Annotated in this window: 18 protein-coding genes; 5 read left to right on the top strand and 13 right to left on the bottom strand. The window is 63.3% G+C overall.

Going from position 1 to position 17,142, the window contains the following annotated elements; all coding sequences use genetic code 11:
- Positions 1-24: 24 nt before the first annotated feature.
- Entirely contained in the window at positions 25-900 is an 876-nt protein-coding gene (locus CK228_RS00415) for a uracil-DNA glycosylase (protein WP_179295756.1), read from the bottom strand.
- A 51-nt stretch (positions 901-951) separates the two neighbouring features.
- Positions 952-1,596, bottom strand: coding sequence for a hypothetical protein (locus CK228_RS00410; RefSeq protein ID WP_095770750.1), 645 nt, complete (start codon positions 1,594-1,596; stop codon positions 952-954).
- On the opposite strand from CK228_RS00410, the gene CK228_RS35135 reads away from it, so the two are divergent.
- The 3 genes from CK228_RS35135 (at position 1,595) to CK228_RS00400 (ending at position 4,230) form a co-directional block, all read left to right on the top strand.
- A complete protein-coding gene (locus CK228_RS35135) occupies positions 1,595-1,753 on the top strand; it encodes a hypothetical protein (protein WP_179295755.1) in 159 nt (52 codons plus the stop codon). The genes CK228_RS00410 and CK228_RS35135 overlap by 2 nt on opposite strands.
- A 63-nt stretch (positions 1,754-1,816) precedes the next feature.
- Positions 1,817-3,496 carry an electron transfer flavoprotein-ubiquinone oxidoreductase gene (locus CK228_RS00405; RefSeq protein ID WP_095786507.1) on the top strand — a complete coding sequence of 560 codons (1,680 nt, stop codon included), beginning with the start codon at positions 1,817-1,819 and terminating at the stop codon, positions 3,494-3,496.
- A gap of 137 nt (positions 3,497-3,633) precedes the next feature.
- The gene (locus CK228_RS00400) at positions 3,634-4,230 is read left to right on the top strand and encodes a DUF922 domain-containing protein (RefSeq protein WP_095786506.1); all 597 of its coding nucleotides are present in this window, start codon (positions 3,634-3,636) and stop codon (positions 4,228-4,230) included.
- A 141-nt stretch (positions 4,231-4,371) separates the two neighbouring features.
- Here CK228_RS00400 and CK228_RS00395 read toward each other — a convergent pair whose 3' ends face one another.
- The 5 genes from CK228_RS00395 to CK228_RS00380 form a co-directional block, all read right to left on the bottom strand.
- Entirely contained in the window at positions 4,372-5,448 is a 1,077-nt protein-coding gene (locus CK228_RS00395) for an endonuclease/exonuclease/phosphatase family protein (RefSeq protein ID WP_245437937.1), read from the bottom strand.
- 66 nt (positions 5,449-5,514) lie between these two features.
- Positions 5,515-6,978 carry an AMP nucleosidase gene (locus tag CK228_RS00390; RefSeq protein ID WP_245318004.1) on the bottom strand — a complete coding sequence of 488 codons (1,464 nt, stop codon included), beginning with the start codon at positions 6,976-6,978 and terminating at the stop codon, positions 5,515-5,517.
- Between the two features lie 116 nt (positions 6,979-7,094).
- Positions 7,095-7,289: a hypothetical protein gene (locus CK228_RS00385; RefSeq protein WP_095786505.1), complete on the bottom strand. Its 195-nt coding sequence runs from the start codon at positions 7,287-7,289 to the stop codon at positions 7,095-7,097.
- A gap of 41 nt (positions 7,290-7,330) precedes the next feature.
- Entirely contained in the window at positions 7,331-7,486 is a 156-nt protein-coding gene (locus CK228_RS35130; protein WP_167514750.1) for a hypothetical protein, read from the bottom strand.
- A gap of 225 nt (positions 7,487-7,711) precedes the next feature.
- Complete coding sequence (locus tag CK228_RS00380; protein ID WP_095770746.1) at positions 7,712-8,053, bottom strand: DUF2147 domain-containing protein; 342 nt, start codon at positions 8,051-8,053, stop codon at positions 7,712-7,714.
- Between the two features lie 437 nt (positions 8,054-8,490).
- Here CK228_RS00380 and CK228_RS00375 point away from each other — a divergent pair, with 437 nt between their 5' ends.
- Together CK228_RS00375 and CK228_RS00370 are read left to right on the top strand one after the other, a co-directional pair.
- Entirely contained in the window at positions 8,491-8,757 is a 267-nt protein-coding gene (locus CK228_RS00375) for a sel1 repeat family protein (protein ID WP_010915070.1), read from the top strand.
- Between the two features lie 428 nt (positions 8,758-9,185).
- The gene (locus CK228_RS00370; RefSeq protein ID WP_027046653.1) at positions 9,186-10,307 is read left to right on the top strand and encodes a branched-chain amino acid ABC transporter substrate-binding protein; all 1,122 of its coding nucleotides are present in this window, start codon (positions 9,186-9,188) and stop codon (positions 10,305-10,307) included.
- A gap of 82 nt (positions 10,308-10,389) precedes the next feature.
- Here CK228_RS00370 and CK228_RS00365 read toward each other — a convergent pair whose 3' ends face one another.
- From CK228_RS00365 to CK228_RS00340, 6 genes are all read right to left on the bottom strand, one after another.
- Positions 10,390-12,375 (bottom strand): acetyl/propionyl/methylcrotonyl-CoA carboxylase subunit alpha, encoded by a 1,986-nt coding sequence (locus CK228_RS00365; RefSeq protein WP_095786504.1) that lies wholly within the window; start codon positions 12,373-12,375, stop codon positions 10,390-10,392.
- Positions 12,376-12,550: 175 nt separating this feature from the next.
- A complete protein-coding gene (locus CK228_RS00360) occupies positions 12,551-12,919 on the bottom strand; it encodes a hypothetical protein (protein WP_095786503.1) in 369 nt (122 codons plus the stop codon).
- 120 nt (positions 12,920-13,039) lie between these two features.
- Positions 13,040-13,570, bottom strand: a complete 531-nt coding sequence (locus tag CK228_RS00355) for an O-acetyl-ADP-ribose deacetylase (RefSeq protein ID WP_095786502.1) — start codon at positions 13,568-13,570, stop codon at positions 13,040-13,042.
- A gap of 1 nt (position 13,571) precedes the next feature.
- Positions 13,572-15,179: a carboxyl transferase domain-containing protein gene (locus CK228_RS00350; protein ID WP_095786501.1), complete on the bottom strand. Its 1,608-nt coding sequence runs from the start codon at positions 15,177-15,179 to the stop codon at positions 13,572-13,574.
- A gap of 2 nt (positions 15,180-15,181) precedes the next feature.
- On the bottom strand, positions 15,182-16,345 hold the full coding sequence (locus tag CK228_RS00345) for an isovaleryl-CoA dehydrogenase (RefSeq protein ID WP_095770740.1): 1,164 nt from the start codon (positions 16,343-16,345) through the stop codon (positions 15,182-15,184).
- 73 nt (positions 16,346-16,418) lie between these two features.
- Positions 16,419-17,060 carry a TetR/AcrR family transcriptional regulator gene (locus CK228_RS00340; protein ID WP_095770739.1) on the bottom strand — a complete coding sequence of 214 codons (642 nt, stop codon included), beginning with the start codon at positions 17,058-17,060 and terminating at the stop codon, positions 16,419-16,421.
- Positions 17,061-17,142: the final 82 nt, after the last annotated feature.

The following is a 17,142-nucleotide window of genomic DNA, read 5'->3' as shown; positions in this document are numbered from 1 at the left end:
AATTACCTGCGGGGTTATGGCGATCTACGAGAGTGCCCGCAGCTTCGCCTTCACCTCGAGAAAATCCCGCCATGCCAGCTTCTTGTGCGCCGGCGTGCGCAGGAGATAGGCCGGATGCAGCGTCGGCATGGCCGGGATGGCGATGCCGGAGGCCGTGGTGTGGACGCGCCAGTTGCCGCGCAGCCGCAAAATGCCTTCCGAGGTGTTGAGCAAGGTCTTGGCCGACGGGCCGCCGAGGTTGACCAGCACCTTGGGATTGACCAGTTCGATCTGCCGCTCGATGAACGGCCGGCAGATCTCGGTCTCGTGCGGCGTCGGCGTGCGGTTGCCCGGCGGCCGCCACGGGATGACATTGGCAATGTAGACCGAAGTGCGGTCGAGCCCGATTGCGGCCAGCATGCGGTCGAGCAGCCGGCCCGAGCGGCCGACGAAGGGCAGCCCCTCGATGTCCTCGTCGCGGCCCGGCGCTTCGCCCACCAGCATCACCTCGGCGTCCGGGTTTCCGTCGGCGAAGACCAGGTTCTTGGCGGTGGCCTTGAGATTGCAGCCGTCGAAGGCAGCCATGTGCTGGCGCAACTCCTCCAGGGTCGTTGCCGTTGTCGCCAACTGGCGCGCAAGCGCCGCCTGGGCTTCGTCTGGCACCGCGGCGACCGATGAACGCGCCGGGGGCGCATCAGGCACCTTGCTTGCATCCAGTCCGGGCGGTGCCGCTGGCCGCTCCGGCGCCTTCTCTTCGGGAGGTGGCGCCACCAGCGCCGGCGCGCGCTCGACAGGTCTCGGCGCCGCCTCGGCGAAGCGATTTACCGGGGCGTCTTCCAGCGCCTCGTCGACGCCGGCGCTGGCATAGAAGGCCAGGATGTCGGCAATATCGGTCGGGCTGTTGGGGGACGCGGCAGTCATGGCGCGCACATTCGTCCGCATGACTGCATTTTGCAAGACCGGCCGCTTGCCCTATCCGGTCGGGATGCGCGGATCCTGCACCAGATAGAAGGTCCATCGCGGCGTGTAATCGGTCATCAGGAACTCGAAGCTGACGGTCTTCAGCGGGTCGACCTTGCCGTCCTTGAACAGCAGCCGGTCGTAAGGCTCGAACTCCCGGTCGAAATCGGCGAAATTGCTCGACCAGATATTGTCCGGCGTCTTGTTGCGTTGGTCGAAGGAAAGCCCGTCTCCAAACACGCTCGGCTGATCCAATACCTCCTGGAGCTCGAACTGGAATTCGATCCAGGCCTGGCCGCTGTTGTTGAGCACGTTGATGCGCATATACATGATGCCATTGGCGAATTCGCCCGCCTTGCCGAATGTCTGGATCGGCTTTGTCGTGCGGATGGTCAGCGTCACCGGTGTTGCCGAATTCAGCTCTTCGGTGATGACCAGCGGATCGTCCTTGGTTCCGATGCCGGAAGCTCCGGTGATGCGGAAGCCGCCGAGCTCGTCGGAGAAGGAATAGGCGCCTGTCGCCCAGACCTTCACCTCGTTCGCGGCGGCGTGACCCGGTGCCGCCACCAGAAGGGCCAGAAGAATCGCCCGGCGGACCCGGCCGGGCGGGAAAAGAAAGCGCGTCGAAGAAAAGCCCGCTGGCCCAGGAATGCGCATGGCCGGAAGTATGGCCGATAAGCAAGCCGCCGAACAATCAAAAAACGCAGGCGTGGCCGGTCTTGCCGGGCGCAAATGGCTGCCCTGCCGCAAGATGCGCGACTTTTTGGCCAAATCCGCATTGTCACGTCTGCGCCGGTTTCCTGTCGCCAATTGATGCGCTATGCAGCGCAAGAGCCAGCAAGATACGCGACAGCGGCAAGCCAGTGCGGAGGGGTTGATGAGCGATATCGAACGCGAAAGCATGGAATTCGACGTGGTCATCGTCGGTGCCGGTCCGGCCGGCCTTGCCGCGGCCATCCGCCTCAAGCAGGTCAATCCCGAGCTTTCCGTCGTCGTGCTGGAAAAGGGCGGCGAGGTCGGCGCCCATATCCTCTCCGGCGCCGTCGTCGATCCGATCGGCATCGACCGGCTGCTGCCCGGTTGGCGCGAGGAAGAAGGTCACCCGTTCAAGACGCCGGTCACTGCGGATCATTTCCTGGTGCTCGGCCCTGCCGGCTCGTTCCGCCTGCCCAACATATTGATGCCGCCGCTGATGAACAATCACGGCAACTACATCGTCTCGCTCGGCAATGTCTGCCGCTGGCTGGCTGGCAAGGCCGAGGCGCTCGGCGTCGAGATCTATCCGGGCTTTGCCGCTGCCGGCCTGCTCTACAATGAGGAGGGCGCCGTCACCGGCGTCGTCACCGGCGACATGGGCGTCGAGAAGGACGGCACGCATGGCCCGGGCTTCGCGCCGGGCATGGCGCTGATGGGCAAGTATGTGCTGATCGGCGAAGGCGCGCGCGGCTCGCTCGCCAAGCAGTTGATCGCCAAGTACAAGCTTTCCGACGGCCGCGAGCCAGGCAAATACGGCATCGGTCTCAAGGAACTCTGGCAGGTCAAGCCGGAGAACCATCGGCCGGGCCTGGTCCAGCATTCCTTCGGCTGGCCGCTCGACATGAAGACCGGCGGTGGCTCCTTCCTCTACCATCTCGAGGACAACCAGGTGGCGGTCGGCTTCGTCCTCCACCTCAACTACAAGAACCCGTATCTGTCGCCGTTCGAGGAATTCCAGCGTTTCAAGACCCATCCGGCGATCGCGGGCACGTTCGAGGGCGCCAAGCGGATCGGCTATGGCGCGCGCGCCATCACCGAGGGCGGCTGGCAGTCGGTGCCGAAACTGTCCTTCCCGGGCGGCGCGCTGATGGGTTGCGCTGCCGGTTTCGTCAACGTGCCGCGCATCAAGGGCTCCCACAATGCAGTCCTGTCGGGCATGCTGGCGGCCGATCATGTCGCCGAGGCGATCGGCGCCGGCCGTGCCAATGACGAGCTCACTTCCTACGAGCAAGCCTGGCGCGCGACCGATATCGGCAAGGATTTGAAGAAGGTTCGCAACGTCAAGCCGCTGTGGTCGCGCTTCGGCACCATCGTCGGCGTCGGTCTTGGCGGCCTCGACATGTGGCTGAACACGCTGTTCGGCATCTCGCCCTTCGGCACGCTGAAGCACGGCAAGGCCGACTATGCCACGCTCGAGCCCGCCGCCCAGCACAAGAAGATCGCCTATCCGAAGCCCGACGGCGTGCTGACCTTCGACCGCTTGTCCTCGGTGTTCCTGTCCAACACCAACCACGAAGAGAACGAGCCGGTCCATCTGCTGGTCGGCGATATGGAACTGCAGAAGCGGTCCGAGCACGATGTCTTCGCCGGGCCTTCGACACGCTATTGCCCGGCCGGCGTCTATGAATGGGTCGACAAGGACGGCAACGCCGCCGCCGATCCGGCGGCGAAAGACGTCCGCTTCGTCATCAACGCGCAGAACTGCGTCCACTGCAAGACTTGCGATATCAAGGATCCGAACCAGAACATCAACTGGGTGCCGCCGCAAGGCGGCGAGGGTCCGGTCTACCAGGGCATGTGACGTCGCGCGGCCGGCGGTTTCGGCCTCGGCGGCAGAAAATGTGGGTGGGGGCCGGCTGCGAGGGCATGCAGGTCAGCAGAACCGTTGAAACGGCCGCCGGTCTATGGTTCCCTTCTCCGGGGATAGGGAGAAGGCCGATGCGCCGCATAGTTCTGACATGCCTCGTCGCCATTGGGACGCTGTGTGCGCCTCAGGCCTCGGCCGGCACCAGGGCAGTCATCCAGACGCGGACCTACGACGTCACGGGAGGCTCGGGCGCCGCCCTCATCGACGCGATGGACAGACAAGGCCCCCGGCACGGCTTCATGACGCACGCCATCGCCACAACCTCCTATACCGTCGACTGGGATCTCGACGCCGGCCAGGGCAACGGCTTCTGTCGGATGCGAGGGGGCAATGGCACGCTGAATCTTTCCTACACCTTCCCGCGCCTTGCCTCGCCCGCGACGCCGGCCCTGAGGAGGCGCTGGAACAGGTTTTTCGCAGGTGTTCGCGCCCATGAGGAAACACATGGGCGCATCGCCAGGGAGATGATGCGCGCTACGGAAAGGTCGATAACCGGCCTGCGGGTCGCCAACGACCCGTCCTGCCACAAGACGCGCCGCGAGGCGCGGCTGCGCATCCAGGCGATCTATGCCGAATATGAGGCCAAACAAAACGCCTTCGATCGGCGTGAACACCGCAATGGCGGCCATGTCGAGCATCTGATCGCTGCCTTGACCGGAAAACCTTGAACCAGGGCAATTCCAGGAAAAGTGTAAAGCGGTTTTCCCGGGAAAGCGCCGCAGCGGTTTCCCTTCGGAATTGCGTTGGAACAAGGGACCAGAGCCCTCGCCATCGCGGGACCTTGCCGCCAGCCCCGCTCGATTGGCGTGTCAGCTTTGCGGCTTCACCGACAAGTCGCTCGCCGCGAGCGCGGTGGCGTGGTCATTCTCAGGCTGCTTGTCGTCTGGCCTTAGCGTGAACTCGACAAGCACCGGCAGATGATCGGAGCCGGTGTCCTCCAGCCGCTTCGAAGACAGGATCGTCAAGCCGCCCTTGCTGAACACCTGGTCGATCGGCAGGCCCGCATAGCGGCGCAGGACGTCGGGCAGTGTCCGGTGGATCCAGGTCGGCCCGGCCGAAGGCATAAGAGTCAGCCCGCCGAAAGCCGCGACCCGCCGCACCGCCGCACTCCACGGCACGGCGTTGCAATCGCCGGCCATGATCGCGGTCTCGCCCAACCCGGCCAATGTCTGCGCCAGTTCGCCGATCTGCCAGTATTGCTCCTTCGGCCACGGCCAGCTCAAATGGATCGCGGCGACATCGACGTCGATCCCGCCGAAGTCGATGGTGGCGGTTGCCATCGCGCCGCGCGGCTCGCAGCGCGGTGCGGTGCCGGCCACGAACGGCCGGCGCGACAGCAACGCCACCCCGAACATGCCGTTCGGGTAGGGGCACAGGATACGGTAGGGATAGGCGCTGGCGATGTAGCCAAGCTCGGTCGTCCACATCTGCGACACCTCATCGAGGGTGATCACGTCCGGGTTGGCGCGGCCGATCAGGGAGAGCACTTTCTTCGGCGTCGGGTTGTTGAAGCGCAAATTCATCTGCAGCAGACTGTAGACAGCCTGATCGGCGGGCTTGGCAACCGCCGGCTGCGGCCAGAGCCTCGGCAGGGCGCTTGCCGTCGTGGCCAGGCAGGCGATGGCAAACAGCAGCCCCGCTGCCGCTTGCAGCCGAAACGAGCTGGCAAGCAGCGGCAGTGCCAGAAGCGCCATGAGCACGCTGAAGTGAATTCGGAAATGCGAGAAGGAATCGAAGGCCGGATGCAGCGAGCCGAAGAATCCGGCCAACAGCGCGGCCGATAGCGCGGTCATCGCCAGGAATGCCAACCCAGCCATCATTTTCAAGCGCGCGCCTGTCATCATCGAGGTCGTGTCTGCCGAATGCCGCCTGACGATCCGTTCCATCTGCTTATCGACCCAATTGTCGCCCGGGCAAGACGACGAAATGCATCGCCCAGGCGCTGCGGCGGCCTATTGGAACGCTGTCTCCGAAAAGCTCCGGAGCTTGCGCGAATGCAGCCGCTCCATTGGCATCTCGGCCAGCTTCTCCATCGCCCTGATGCCGATGGTAAGGTGCTGCGCCACCTGGCGCTTGTAGAACTCGGTCGCCATGCCAGGCAGCTTCAACTCGCCATGCAGTGGTTTGTCGGAAACGCACAGCAGCGTGCCATAGGGGACGCGGAAGCGGAAGCCATTGGCGGCGATCGTCGCCGATTCCATGTCGAGCGCGATGGCGCGCGACTGCGACAGGCGCTGCACCGGTCCGCGCTGGTCGCGCAGTTCCCAGTTGCGGTTGTCGATGGTGGCGACCGTGCCGGTGCGCATGATGCGCTTCAGATCGTAGCCGGACAGGCCGGTGACTTCGGCGACCGCTTCCTGCAGGGCAACCTGGATTTCCGCCAGCGGCGGGATCGGCACCCAGACCGGAAGGTCGTCGTCCAGCACGTGATCTTCGCGCACATAGGCATGCGCCAGCACATAATCGCCGAGCGCCTGGGTGTTGCGCAGCCCGGCGCAATGGCCAAGCATCACCCAGGCGTGCGGCCTCAGCACGGCGATATGATCGGTGATCGTCTTGGCGTTGGAAGGGCCGACGCCGATGTTGACCATTGTGATGCCGCCATGGTTCGGCTTTTTCAGGTGATAGGCCGGCATTTGCGGCAGGCGCTGCGGTCCAACGCCTTCGCTGGGCGCGTTCTGTCCGGCTTTGGTCACGACATTGCCCGGCTCGACGAATTCCGCGTAACCGCCGCCGCCCTTCTCCATCAGGTCGCGGGCGCGGGCGACGAATTCGTCGATGTAGAACTGGTAGTTGGTGAACAGCACGAAGTTTTGGAAATGCTGCGGGCTGGTGGCCGTATAATGGGTCATGCGGTGCAGCGAATAGTCGATGCGCTGCGCCGTGAACGGCGCCAGCGGCCTTGGTTCGCCGAAGGCCACTTCGAACGTGCCGTTGGCGATCTGGTCGTCGGTGCCGTCGAGATCCGGCACGTCGAACAGGTCGCGGATCGGCCGCTCGATGCGTTCGGCGGCGGCTCCGTCGACGTAAGTTCCCTCCAGGAAGGCGAAATGCAGCGGAATGGGCGTGGTCGATTCCGAAACAGTGACCGAGACACCGTGGTTGCGCATGATCAGGCGCAACTGTTCGACCAGATAGCTCTCGAACAGGTGCGGCTGCGTGATCGTGGTGGCGAAATGGCCGGGTGTCGGCATATGGCCGTAGGCTTGGCGCGAGTCGACCTGGGTGAACGAACTCGTGGTGACGCCGATCTCGGGATAGAAGGCGCGGTAGCGCTTGCTGCTGTCGCCGCCGGCGGCCGCCAGGGCCGCGAAGGCGTCGCGCAGGAACTTGGTGTTGCGGTCGTAAAGCAGCTGCAGTGCTGCAACGGCTTTTTCGGCGCTGTCGAAGCTTTGCCGGCCAAAAGGCTCTGGCATGACGACAGATTCGATGGCTTGGGGGTAGATTCGCTTTTCCATGGCTCAATATAGAGACTTGGACGAGCGGTTGGGAGGGGTGTCGCTGCCGAAGGCGCTCAGAGCGCGATTTTTCTTTATCCCCGCTGCAGGCTGACCAGCAGAACGAAACCCACGCCGGACTTCCTCAGGGCCGGTGCCTCGATCGTCGAGCCGGTATCGGTACGCATCATCGGTACCGCCAGGACGGGCGCGGCCAAGAGCACCAGGATAAGCGCCGCCCGCGGCAGGAGCCGAAGGGTCTTGAGAGTGTTGGCGGCGATGCGGGTCATGATGTCTGAGCTTTTCTTTTCGAGGTCCGGGTTTCTTTGTTTCAGTGGCGAAGGTTGGTCGGGCAGGCGAGGCGGCATAGTCTGGTGGCTTCGTCCCAGGAGCGGGGAGAACGGCCCGCTTCGGCGACGAGGATGGCGAAGAACATTCCAAACAGGCTCATCAGCAGGCAGACGATGGTGAAGCGGCGAGCAAGCATTGGGTCGTGTCTCCTTCAACGCGCTGGAGAATGCCCCAACGCCTCTGAACCGGCTCTGATGCCGGTGTTCATCTGCGGTTCAAATTGATTGACGGGATCTGGGCTGGTCGTCGCCGGCGTGCGCGGCTACCTGCAGCGGGGGGCAAGAGCCCCAAGGCTTGACGTGCCGGTGAAACGAAAACGGGGCCCGTCGGGCCCCGTCAGGATGTCACAAGGATAGGCTGATCAGAGCCTGTGCCAGGTCTGGCTCTTGCAGATCAGTCCGCCAAGCACGCAACCGCTCATCTTGAGCGCGGTGCCCGACAATGTCGCCTTGCCCGAATAGGTCTTGTCGTTTGCAGGATCGGTGATGCTGCCGGCATATTTGTTGTCGCCCGCCGCCTTGAGCGAGCCGATCGTCTTGCCGGCATATTTGCCCGATTTGAGCGTGATGGAAAACGAGTCGCTGCCTGAAATGGCAGCGGTATCCCCGGCTTGCGTCTTCCAATTGCCCTCGATCGGATCGGCCGACGCCGCACCCGCCATGATCAATGTGGCTGCAAGAGCCAGGCTCACTTTTCGAAACATATCTTGCTCCCTTGGATAGCCGGCCGAATTCTCCGCCTCGCCGGTCTGCCGCTTACGCAAACGTAAGCTAATCCAGCTCATGGCAAAACAAAAGCGGTGCCGCTGCGGAAGATCTTGGCATTTCAAAGCCCCCTGAATTGACGCCGTCGGCGAGGAAATGAAAACGACCGGCGCGTCCTGTTTGTTTCCCGTGGTTAGCGGAGTGTTGATCGAGGCTCGGAAAATTTTCGTCGAATTTGACGAAAATCGGCTGAATTGCTGGCTTCGTATCCTTAACGAATTTCCACGTTTACCTATTGTTTTAGCTTTGTTTTCCTCAAATTAAGCACGCCATTTAACGGCGGATTCAAGCCTGATCGGCATTCTCGAAAGCATCGAAAGAGCGGCCCGGACAAGACGAACGGAGGCAGCTCTCGGGAGCCAGACAGGGGACTAAAATGGCACGTTTTGAAATGCTTGAAGCAGGTTTCGGCGCCATGGGGGCAACTGCCCAGGCCGACATTCTTTTCGAACTGGGCATGATGTATGCGACCGGTCGCGATTGCGAAACCGACGTCGTTGCCGCCCACAAATGGTTCAACATCGCCGCCATCAAGGGCTCGGCCCGTGCCGCGGAACTGCGCTCGGAACTGTCGGCCGCCATGTCGAAGGTCGAGATCGCCAAGGCGCTGCGCGAAGCCCGCGAATGGATGACCATGCACTAGATTTCCGGCAGGCGGGGACGCTCCGGCCAAGACCGCTCCAAGACGGTCGGGCCAAAACAGGGACAAGGCTGCGCAGACAGCCAGACCACAGGCCATGAACGACAAGAATGCGGCAGCCGGACAGGCCCAAGCCGTGCGACGGACCATGATCCCGAAAAGAATCCGTTTCTTCGGATCATGGCAGGGACGACAGGGAAGGCCACGTTGGGGTTCGCGGCGCGGGGGCGCTGGGGAAACAGCCCGATAGGCAAACAGCCACGACCAGCCGGAACAAGGCTGGCGTGGCTTTTTGCGTCGATGAGGGTCCGCAGGCCCAATCGAGTGGCGCCAATGCGCCTAGACAGGCCCAATGAAGGATGAAATTGTCCCGCCTCTCTGGAAGAAGCGCGGCCGGGGCGGCCGCGCGTGAGTGGAGGAGTTCTATTGCCATGAAAAAAATGAGTATTTTGAGCGCGGCCATTTTCGGCCTGATGATGAGTGCGCCGGTGGCATTCGCCGACGACATCACCGTTTCGGTGGTCGGCCCGATGACCGGACAGCTCGCCACCATCGGCGACCAGTTCAAGCAGGGCGCACAGGCCGCCGCCGACGCCATCAACGCCGCCGGCGGCGTCAACGGCTCGATGATCAAGCTCGACATCGAGGACGACCAGTGCGATCCCAAGCAGGCCGTGTCGGTCGCCAACCGCATCGTCGCCAACGGCGTCAAGTTCATCGACGGCCATGCCTGCTCGGGCTCGAGCATTCCCGCTTCGGCCGTCTATGCCGAGGCCGGTGCGCTGATGATGAGCCCGGCTTCCTCGAACCCGGTGCTGACCGACGCGGCCGCCAAGGCCGGCTGGCCGACCATCATGCGCCTCTATACGCGTGACGATGCACAGGGCGCCTTCATCGGCCCGTGGATCGCCAAGAAATATGCCGGCAAGAATGTCGTCATCCTGCACGACAAGAGCGCTTACGGTCAGGGCGTGGCCGATGCCGTCAGGGCGACCATGAACACTGGCGGCCTCAAGGAAGTCTATTATGACGCCATCAATCCCGGCGAGAAGGACTATTCGGCGCTCGTCACCAAGCTGAAGGATCTCAAGGCCGACGTCGTCTATTTCGGCGGCTACCATCCGGAAGCCGGCCTGATCCTGCGTCAGTCGGCCGAACAAAACCTGAAGTTCCAGCTGATCATGCCGGACTCCATCGCCTCGCCGGAATTCTGGCAGGTTGCCGGCCCGGCTGGGGAAGGCACCATGTTCGTCTTCCCGTCGGACCCGCAGGCAAAGCCGGAAGCCAAGGCCGCTGTCGAGAAGATCAAGGCCGGCGGCTTCGTGCCGGAAGGCTTCACGCTGTTCTCCTACGCCGTGGTCCAGGCTTTCGCCGAAGGCATCAAGCGTGCCGGCAGCGACGATCCGGCCAAGGTTGCCGAGGCGTTGAAGAACGGCACGCCGATCAGCACCGTTGTCGGCGACGTCACCTTCGACGAGAAGGGCGACCTCAAGAACGCCAGCTACGACATCAACCAGTGGCATGACGGCAAGTACGCGCCGATCGCGCAGTAATCTCGGGTAGTGATGTAATTCAAGGAAATGGCCGGGATTTTCACCCCGGCCATTTTGTTTGCCGTTTCGCGAAGCGTTCCGCTCATCGGCCCGCGGCAGCGGTCTGGGCGCTCTGTTCCTCTACGAACCGCACCAGCACAGTCCCGTCGGTGACCTGCGCCCCTTCCGCGGCGATCTCGGCAACCACCGCGTCATGCGGGGCGGCAATGGTGTGCTCCATCTTCATCGCCTCGAGGATCAGCAACGGTTGCCCCTTGATCACCGCGTCGCCCTTAGCCACGCGCACCAGCTTGACCAGCCCGGGCATCGGCGCGCGCAGGCTGCCGGAAGCGGCGGCCGCGTCATCGCTCCGTGCCAACGGGTCCGTCACCGCGAATGTATAGCCGACGGCGCCTTCGAACACCGTGATGTGGCCAGGCCAGCGGGCAAGGCGCGGAGCGGCGCGAAAATCATGCGAATTGGTGCTGTCATAGGGCGCATCGAGCGCCACCTGGAAGCGCCCGTCCGGCCGCACTGAAACCTTTGCCAGTATATCGGCCTCGCCGAACTTCAGCCGCGTGCGCCGCGCCACGCCGTGGAAATGCGCGTAGCCGGAAAGCGACGACCATGGGTCGTTCGATGGCGGCAAGGCTGCTGCGCCGGAGGCGGCAAGGGCTGCTGCCGAGACGATTTCGCCGGTCGGCGGCGCGACGCCGGTCAGTGCGGCCTGATGTCTGCCGATCAGGCCGGTGTCGACGTCACCAGCACAAAAGTCGGGATCGGCGGCAAGGGCGGCAAGGAAGCCGGTGTTGACGGTGGAACCGGCGATTTCGGTCCGCGACAGCGCCGCGCCGAGCGCTTCCAACGCTGCTTGCCTGTCCTTTGCATGAACCACCAGCTTGGCGATCATCGGATCGTAATAGGGGGAGATGGCATCGCCGGCCCGCACGCCGGTTTCGACGCGCATCGTGGCGCCCTCGCAGGCCGCCTCAGGGAACTTCAGATGATGCAGCGTGCCCGTTGCGGGCAGGAAGCCCTTTGCCGCATCCTCGGCATAGATGCGCGCCTCCAGGGCATGGCCGGTCAGTGCGATCTCGCTCTGCGTCTTCGGCAGCTTTTCGCCGCTGGCAACCCGCAACTGCCACTCGACCAGATCGGTGCCGGTGACCATTTCGGTGACGGGGTGCTCGACCTGCAGGCGGGTGTTCATCTCCATGAACCAGAAGCGGTCGGGCTTGAGGCCTTGCGAGGCATCGACGATGAACTCGATGGTGCCGGCGCCGGAATAATTGATCGCCTTGGCGGCCTTCACGGCGGCTTCCGTCATCGCCTTGCGCAGCGCCGGCGTCATGCCGGGGGCAGGGGCTTCCTCGATCACCTTCTGATGGCGGCGCTGCGCCGAGCAGTCGCGTTCGTAGAGATGCACCGCGTTGCCGAAATTGTCGCCGAACACCTGCACTTCTATGTGCCGTGGCTTGTCGACATATTTTTCGACAAGCACGCGGTCGTCGCCGAAAGCAGCCTTTGCCTCGCGCCGGGCGCTGGACAGCGCCTCGGAGAAATCATCGGGATGTTCGACGCGCCGCATGCCCTTGCCGCCGCCGCCGGCGCGCGCCTTGATCAGCACGGGATAGCCGATCTCGCGTGCCTTGGAGGCGAGCAGCACGATCTCCTGCGCTTCGCCATGATAGCCTGGAACGACGGGAACGCCGGCTTTCTCCATCAGCCGCTTGGCGGCGTCCTTCAGCCCCATGGCGCGGATCGAGGCCGCCGATGGGCCGATGAAGGTGAGCCCCGCCGCCACCACCTGGTCGACGAAATCAGGGTTTTCCGACAGGAAGCCGTAACCGGGGTGGATGGCCTGCGCCCCCGTCGAAAGCGCAGCCGCGACAATCCGGTCCCCGCGCAAGTAACTCTCACCGACCGGCGAGGGGCCGATGTGAACGGCCTCGTCGGCCATCTCGACATGCAGGGATTTCGCGTCGGCGTCAGAATAGACGGCGACGGTGTGCACTCCCATCTTGCGGGCCGTGCGGATGACACGGCAGGCGATTTCGCCCCGATTGGCGATCAGGATCTTGCTGAACATGGAGCCTCCGTAGCCAGGCCTTGCTGAAAGCGACGCAGGCGTTCCTTCGCGCCCCCTCTGGGTCGCAAACCTATATGGATAGGCTTTCCGTTTGCCGGATGCTGCCTTGCAGTTCGGCACTTGATATAGAGCGCCCCCTTACCAAGGGAGCGCTCTACGAGCGAAGCGCATGTGCCTATTTCGATGCCGAGATCGCGCAGCCGCCACTTGCGGTCTTTAGCTTCCAACGCGTCAATCCAGCCTGGCAGTTGCGCAGCGCCATCTCCTCCGCGGCCTTCTGGGAAGATGCGTTGAGCTTCGTCCCGCAGATGATGTAGAGGTCGACGACTCGCGAATAAAAGGTCGTGGCGTAGGCCGAATGACCGCTCGCCGCAACGTAGCCCTTGTAGGCAACGTTGCATTCGCCCGAGCCCACGGTCGGCGGAAAATGCACGTCTCCCTTGCTTCCTGCGAGTGATCCGGCCTGGCCGGCGCCAGCTGTGGTGAATATTAGTATGGATGCAAGTATCGAGGCAGCCATCCCCCGGCAATATTTCAGTTCCATTCCCACCCTGTCCCCATTGCATTGCACGGGACAAGCAGTAGCGAATATTTTGTCTCGACGCCAGTTCGCCAGCGGAGATTCGACGCTGCCTATGCTGATGAATCGATTGGTCCATACAGTTCAACCCTTCCGGAGCGCAGCAACGGTTCGCCGGTATAGTTCCGCCGTATGCTCGTCGAAGCAGCAGAAGATGACGGTTTCGGGCATGGGTTTCTCTTCAATGATCATGCTGACAGTGCCGACGGCGATTTCGGTCGCCTCAGCCCTGGGGTAGCGGTAAACACCGGTCGAGATCGCGGGAAACGCCACCGAACGGCAATCATTGGCAGTCGCGAGTTCCAGCGACCTGCGATAGCAAGAGGCCAGCAGTTCGGCTTCGCCCTTGCCGCCGCCCTGCCAGATCGGCCCGACAGTGTGGATGATATGTCGAGCCGGCAGCTTGTAACCCTTGGTGATCTTGGCGTCGCCGACCCTGCATCCGTTCAACATCCGGCATTCGACCTCGAGCTCACGACCCGCCGCGCGGTGGATGGCGCCATCGACTCCACCGCCGCCGAGAAGCGAGGTGTTGGCGGCATTGACGATGGCGTCGACATCCAGCTTCGTGATGTCCCCGGTGTGAATGCGGATCCTGTTCAACGCCTTGCTCATCTCACATCCTGAACACGCCGAAACGCGTGTCCTCGATCTCGGCGTTGAGCGACGCGGAAAGGCTGAGCGCCAGCACGTCGCGCGTCTTCGCCGGATCGATGATGCCGTCGTCCCAGAGGCGGGCCGACGAGTAGAGCGGATGGCCCTCATGCTCGTATTTCATCAGGATCGGCTTCTTGAATTTCGCTTCCTCCTCGGCGCTCCACTCGCCGCCCTTGCGCTCGATGCCTTCGCGCTTGACCATGGCGAGCACGGTTGCCGCCTGTTCGCCGCCCATCACCGAGATGCGCGCATTCGGCCACATCCACAGGAAGCGCGGCGAGTAAGCGCGGCCGCACATGCCGTAATTGCCGGCGCCGAACGAGCCGCCGATGATCACGGTCACCTTCGGCACCCTGGCGGTGGCAACCGCCATCACCAGCTTGGCGCCATCCTTGGCAATGCCGCCGGCCTCGTATTTCCGGCCGACCATGAAGCCGGTGATGTTCTGCAGAAAGACCAGCGGGATCCCGCGCTGGCAGCACAGCTCGATGAAATGCGCGCCCTTCAGCGCGCTTTCGGAAAACAGCACGCCATTGTTGGCGATGATGCCGACCGGCATGCCGTGGAGATGGGCAAAACCGGTGATCAGCGTCGTGCCGTAATTCTGCTTGAACTCGTCGAACTCGGACCCGTCGACGAGGCGCGCGATCACCTCGCGCACGTCATAGGGCTGGCGCAAATCGGTCGGCACGACGCCGTAGAGTTCATCCGCCGGATGAAGCGGCGGAATCGATCTCTGTAAGTTTAGGCTTACGGTCTTGTTCCGATTCAGGTTTTTGACTATGCGCCGGCAGATGGCGAGCGCATGTTCGTCGTCCATCGCATAGTGGTCGGCAACGCCAGAGAGCCGCGTATGCACATCCGCGCCCCCCAGATCCTCGGCGCTGACGTCCTCGCCGGTGGCCGCCTTCACCAGCGGTGGGCCGCCGAGAAAAATGGTTGCCTGGTTGCGCACCATGATCGTCTCGTCCGACATCGCCGGCACATAGGCGCCTCCGGCCGTGCAGGACCCCATGACACAGGCGATCTGCGGGATGCCGGCAGCGGACATGTTGGCCTGGTTGTAGAAGATGCGGCCGAAATGCTCGCGGTCGGGAAACACCTCGTCCTGGTTGGGCAGATTGGCGCCGCCGCTGTCGACCAGATAGATGCAGGGCAGATTGTTCTGCAGCGCGATTTCCTGCGCGCGCAGATGCTTTTTCACCGTCAATGGATAGTAGGTGCCGCCCTTCACCGTGGCATCGTTGACGACGACCATCACCTCGGTGCCCTCGACCCGGCCGACGCCGGCGATCATGCCGGCCGAGGAAATCTCCTCGCCATACATCGACCACGCCGCGAACTGGCCGATCTCGAGGAAGGGCGAACCAGTGTCGAGCAATTGTGCCAGGCGTTCGCGCGGCAGCAGCTTGCCACGCGAAATATGGCGCTCGCGCGCCTCCTCCGAGCCGCCGCGCTCGACGGTCGCGGCCTTTTCGGCGATGTCGGCGACCAGCGCGCGCATGCGATCGGCATTGGCGCGGAAGATGTCGGAGGAGGGGGAGATCTGAGTCTGCAGGACGGCCATGCTCACACCCCCTCCGCCATGATCTCGCGGCCGATGAGCCAGCGCCGGATTTCGCTGGTGCCGGCGCCGATCTCGTAAAGCTTGGCGTCGCGCAGCAGCCGGCCGGTCGGATAATCGTTGATGTAGCCGTTGCCGCCCAGCAGTTGGATGGCGTCCAACGCCATCTGCGTCGCCTTTTCGGCGGCGAACAAAACACAGCCGGCGGCGTCCTTGCGGGTGGTCTGGCCGCGGTCGCAGGCGGCCGCGACGGCGTAGACGTAGGCGCGCGCGGCGTTCATCACCGTGTACATGTCGGCAAGCTTGCCTTGCACCAGTTGAAACTCGCCGATCGGCTGGCCGAACTGCTTACGTTCGTGCACATAGGGAATCACCACGTCGAGGCAGGCTGCCATCAGGCCGATCGGGCCGCCGGCGAGCACCGTGCGCTCATAGTCTAGGCCCGACATCAGCACCTCGACGCCGCGTCCTTCCTCATGCAGCAAATTGTCGAACGGTACCTCGACATTTTCAAACACCAGTTCGCCGGTGCTGGAGCCGCGCATGCCGAGTTTGTCGAGTTTCTGCGCCACGGAGAATCCCGTCATGGCCTTCTCGACGATGAAGGCGGTGATGCCGCGCGATTTCCGCTCCGGGTCGGTCTTGGCATAGACGACAAGCGTATCGGCGTCCGGGCCGTTGGTGATCCACATCTTGGTGCCGTTGAGCACATAGCGGTCATTGCGCTTTTCGGCGCGCAGCTTGAGCGAGACGACGTCCGAGCCGGCGCCGGATTCAGACATCGCCAGCGCGCCGACACGCTCGCCCGAACACAGCGGCGGCAGGAACTTTTCCTTCTGCGCCGGCGTCGCCCAGCGGTTGATCTGGTTGACGCAGAGGTTGGAGTGGGCGCCGTAGGAAAGACCGACCGAAGCCGACGCGCGGGAGATTTCCTCCACCGCAATCACATGGGCGAGATAACCCATGCCGCTGCCGCCGAACTCGGGATCGGCGGTGATGCCGAGCAGGCCGAGTTCGCCGAGCTCGCGCCACAGATGCGCCGGAAATTCGTTCTGGCGGTCGATATCGCCGGCGATCGGGGCGATCCTGTCCTGGGCGAAGCGCCGCACCATATCGCGCAGCGCCTCGATGTCCTCGTCATACCCGAAGCTGAGCGTGTTGGTGTACATGGCGTTCCTCCCGCCGCATGACCCCGAAAATCGACTTCGATTTTCGGAAAGGATCATGCGCAAAATTCAAGTGCTACAGCGTCCTTTGCACGTCCGAGGGACGTGCGGCGCTGCAGGTATCCATCCTCGCGCCAACCAGGCGCATTGTCATCGAAAGATATGTCGCCGTCACTTCAGAGACCGACAGCCGCTCGCCCGGGCGAAACCAGACGATGACGCCGGTCATCATCTGGATCAGCGCCATGGCCGTCAGACCGGTGTCCTCGATGCTGAAGTCGCCGGCCTCGGCGCCTTCGCGCAAGATGCTGCGCAGTTCCTTTTCGTAGGCTGTGCGCATGCGCAGGATCTGGGTCAGCCTGTCGGGCGACAGGCTGCGCAGTTCCATGTTCGACACATGCGTGGCATGCCGGCGCTCGATGTGGAAAGCGATGTGGTTGCGCACATAGGCCGCAAGCTGCTCCGCCGGATCTGCATCGGTTGGCCTCGTGTGTTCCCAGGCCTGGCGAAGCCCCTCCATGTGCTCGCGCATCAGAGTGAACAGCAGGTCTTCCTTGGTCGGGAAATAGCGATAGAGCGCGGCCGCCTGCACGCCGACCTCGGCCGCCAGCCGGCGCATCGACATCGCCTCGTAGCCATAGCGTGCGATCAGGTTGACCGCCGCTTCGCGGACTGCCGCCTCGGTTCGCTCGCCGTCGGATCCCGTGGTGCGCGCCATGATCGCCTCGTTAGGCTGACAAAAATAAAACGAACGTTCAATTAATTCAAGAGTGCCAGTCTAGTCAAATGATGCGCATGCG

The sequence above is a fragment of the Mesorhizobium sp. WSM4312 genome (assembly GCF_002294875.1).
In the GTDB taxonomy this organism is placed as follows: domain Bacteria; phylum Pseudomonadota; class Alphaproteobacteria; order Rhizobiales; family Rhizobiaceae; genus Mesorhizobium.
This window is presented reverse-complemented; position numbering and strand designations above follow the sequence as displayed.

Coding starts and splice junctions, on each gene's coding strand:
- CK228_RS00415 (WP_179295756.1), bottom strand. CDS start 900: ATGACTGCCGCGTCCCCCAACAGCCCGACCGATATTGCCGACATCCTG.
- CK228_RS35135 (WP_179295755.1), top strand. CDS start 1,595: ATGGCCGGAAGTATGGCCGATAAGCAAGCCGCCGAACAATCAAAAAAC.
- CK228_RS00410 (WP_095770750.1), bottom strand. CDS start 1,596: ATGCGCATTCCTGGGCCAGCGGGCTTTTCTTCGACGCGCTTTCTTTTC.
- CK228_RS00405 (WP_095786507.1), top strand. CDS start 1,817: ATGAGCGATATCGAACGCGAAAGCATGGAATTCGACGTGGTCATCGTC.
- CK228_RS00400 (WP_095786506.1), top strand. CDS start 3,634: ATGCGCCGCATAGTTCTGACATGCCTCGTCGCCATTGGGACGCTGTGT.
- CK228_RS00395 (WP_245437937.1), bottom strand. CDS start 5,448: ATGGAACGGATCGTCAGGCGGCATTCGGCAGACACGACCTCGATGATG.
- CK228_RS00390 (WP_245318004.1), bottom strand. CDS start 6,978: ATGCCAGAGCCTTTTGGCCGGCAAAGCTTCGACAGCGCCGAAAAAGCC.
- CK228_RS00385 (WP_095786505.1), bottom strand. CDS start 7,289: ATGACCCGCATCGCCGCCAACACTCTCAAGACCCTTCGGCTCCTGCCG.
- CK228_RS35130 (WP_167514750.1), bottom strand. CDS start 7,486: ATGCTTGCTCGCCGCTTCACCATCGTCTGCCTGCTGATGAGCCTGTTT.
- CK228_RS00380 (WP_095770746.1), bottom strand. CDS start 8,053: ATGTTTCGAAAAGTGAGCCTGGCTCTTGCAGCCACATTGATCATGGCG.
- CK228_RS00375 (WP_010915070.1), top strand. CDS start 8,491: ATGGCACGTTTTGAAATGCTTGAAGCAGGTTTCGGCGCCATGGGGGCA.
- CK228_RS00370 (WP_027046653.1), top strand. CDS start 9,186: ATGAAAAAAATGAGTATTTTGAGCGCGGCCATTTTCGGCCTGATGATG.
- CK228_RS00365 (WP_095786504.1), bottom strand. CDS start 12,375: ATGTTCAGCAAGATCCTGATCGCCAATCGGGGCGAAATCGCCTGCCGT.
- CK228_RS00360 (WP_095786503.1), bottom strand. CDS start 12,919: ATGGAACTGAAATATTGCCGGGGGATGGCTGCCTCGATACTTGCATCC.
- CK228_RS00355 (WP_095786502.1), bottom strand. CDS start 13,570: ATGAGCAAGGCGTTGAACAGGATCCGCATTCACACCGGGGACATCACG.
- CK228_RS00350 (WP_095786501.1), bottom strand. CDS start 15,179: ATGGCCGTCCTGCAGACTCAGATCTCCCCCTCCTCCGACATCTTCCGC.
- CK228_RS00345 (WP_095770740.1), bottom strand. CDS start 16,345: ATGTACACCAACACGCTCAGCTTCGGGTATGACGAGGACATCGAGGCG.
- CK228_RS00340 (WP_095770739.1), bottom strand. CDS start 17,060: ATGGCGCGCACCACGGGATCCGACGGCGAGCGAACCGAGGCGGCAGTC.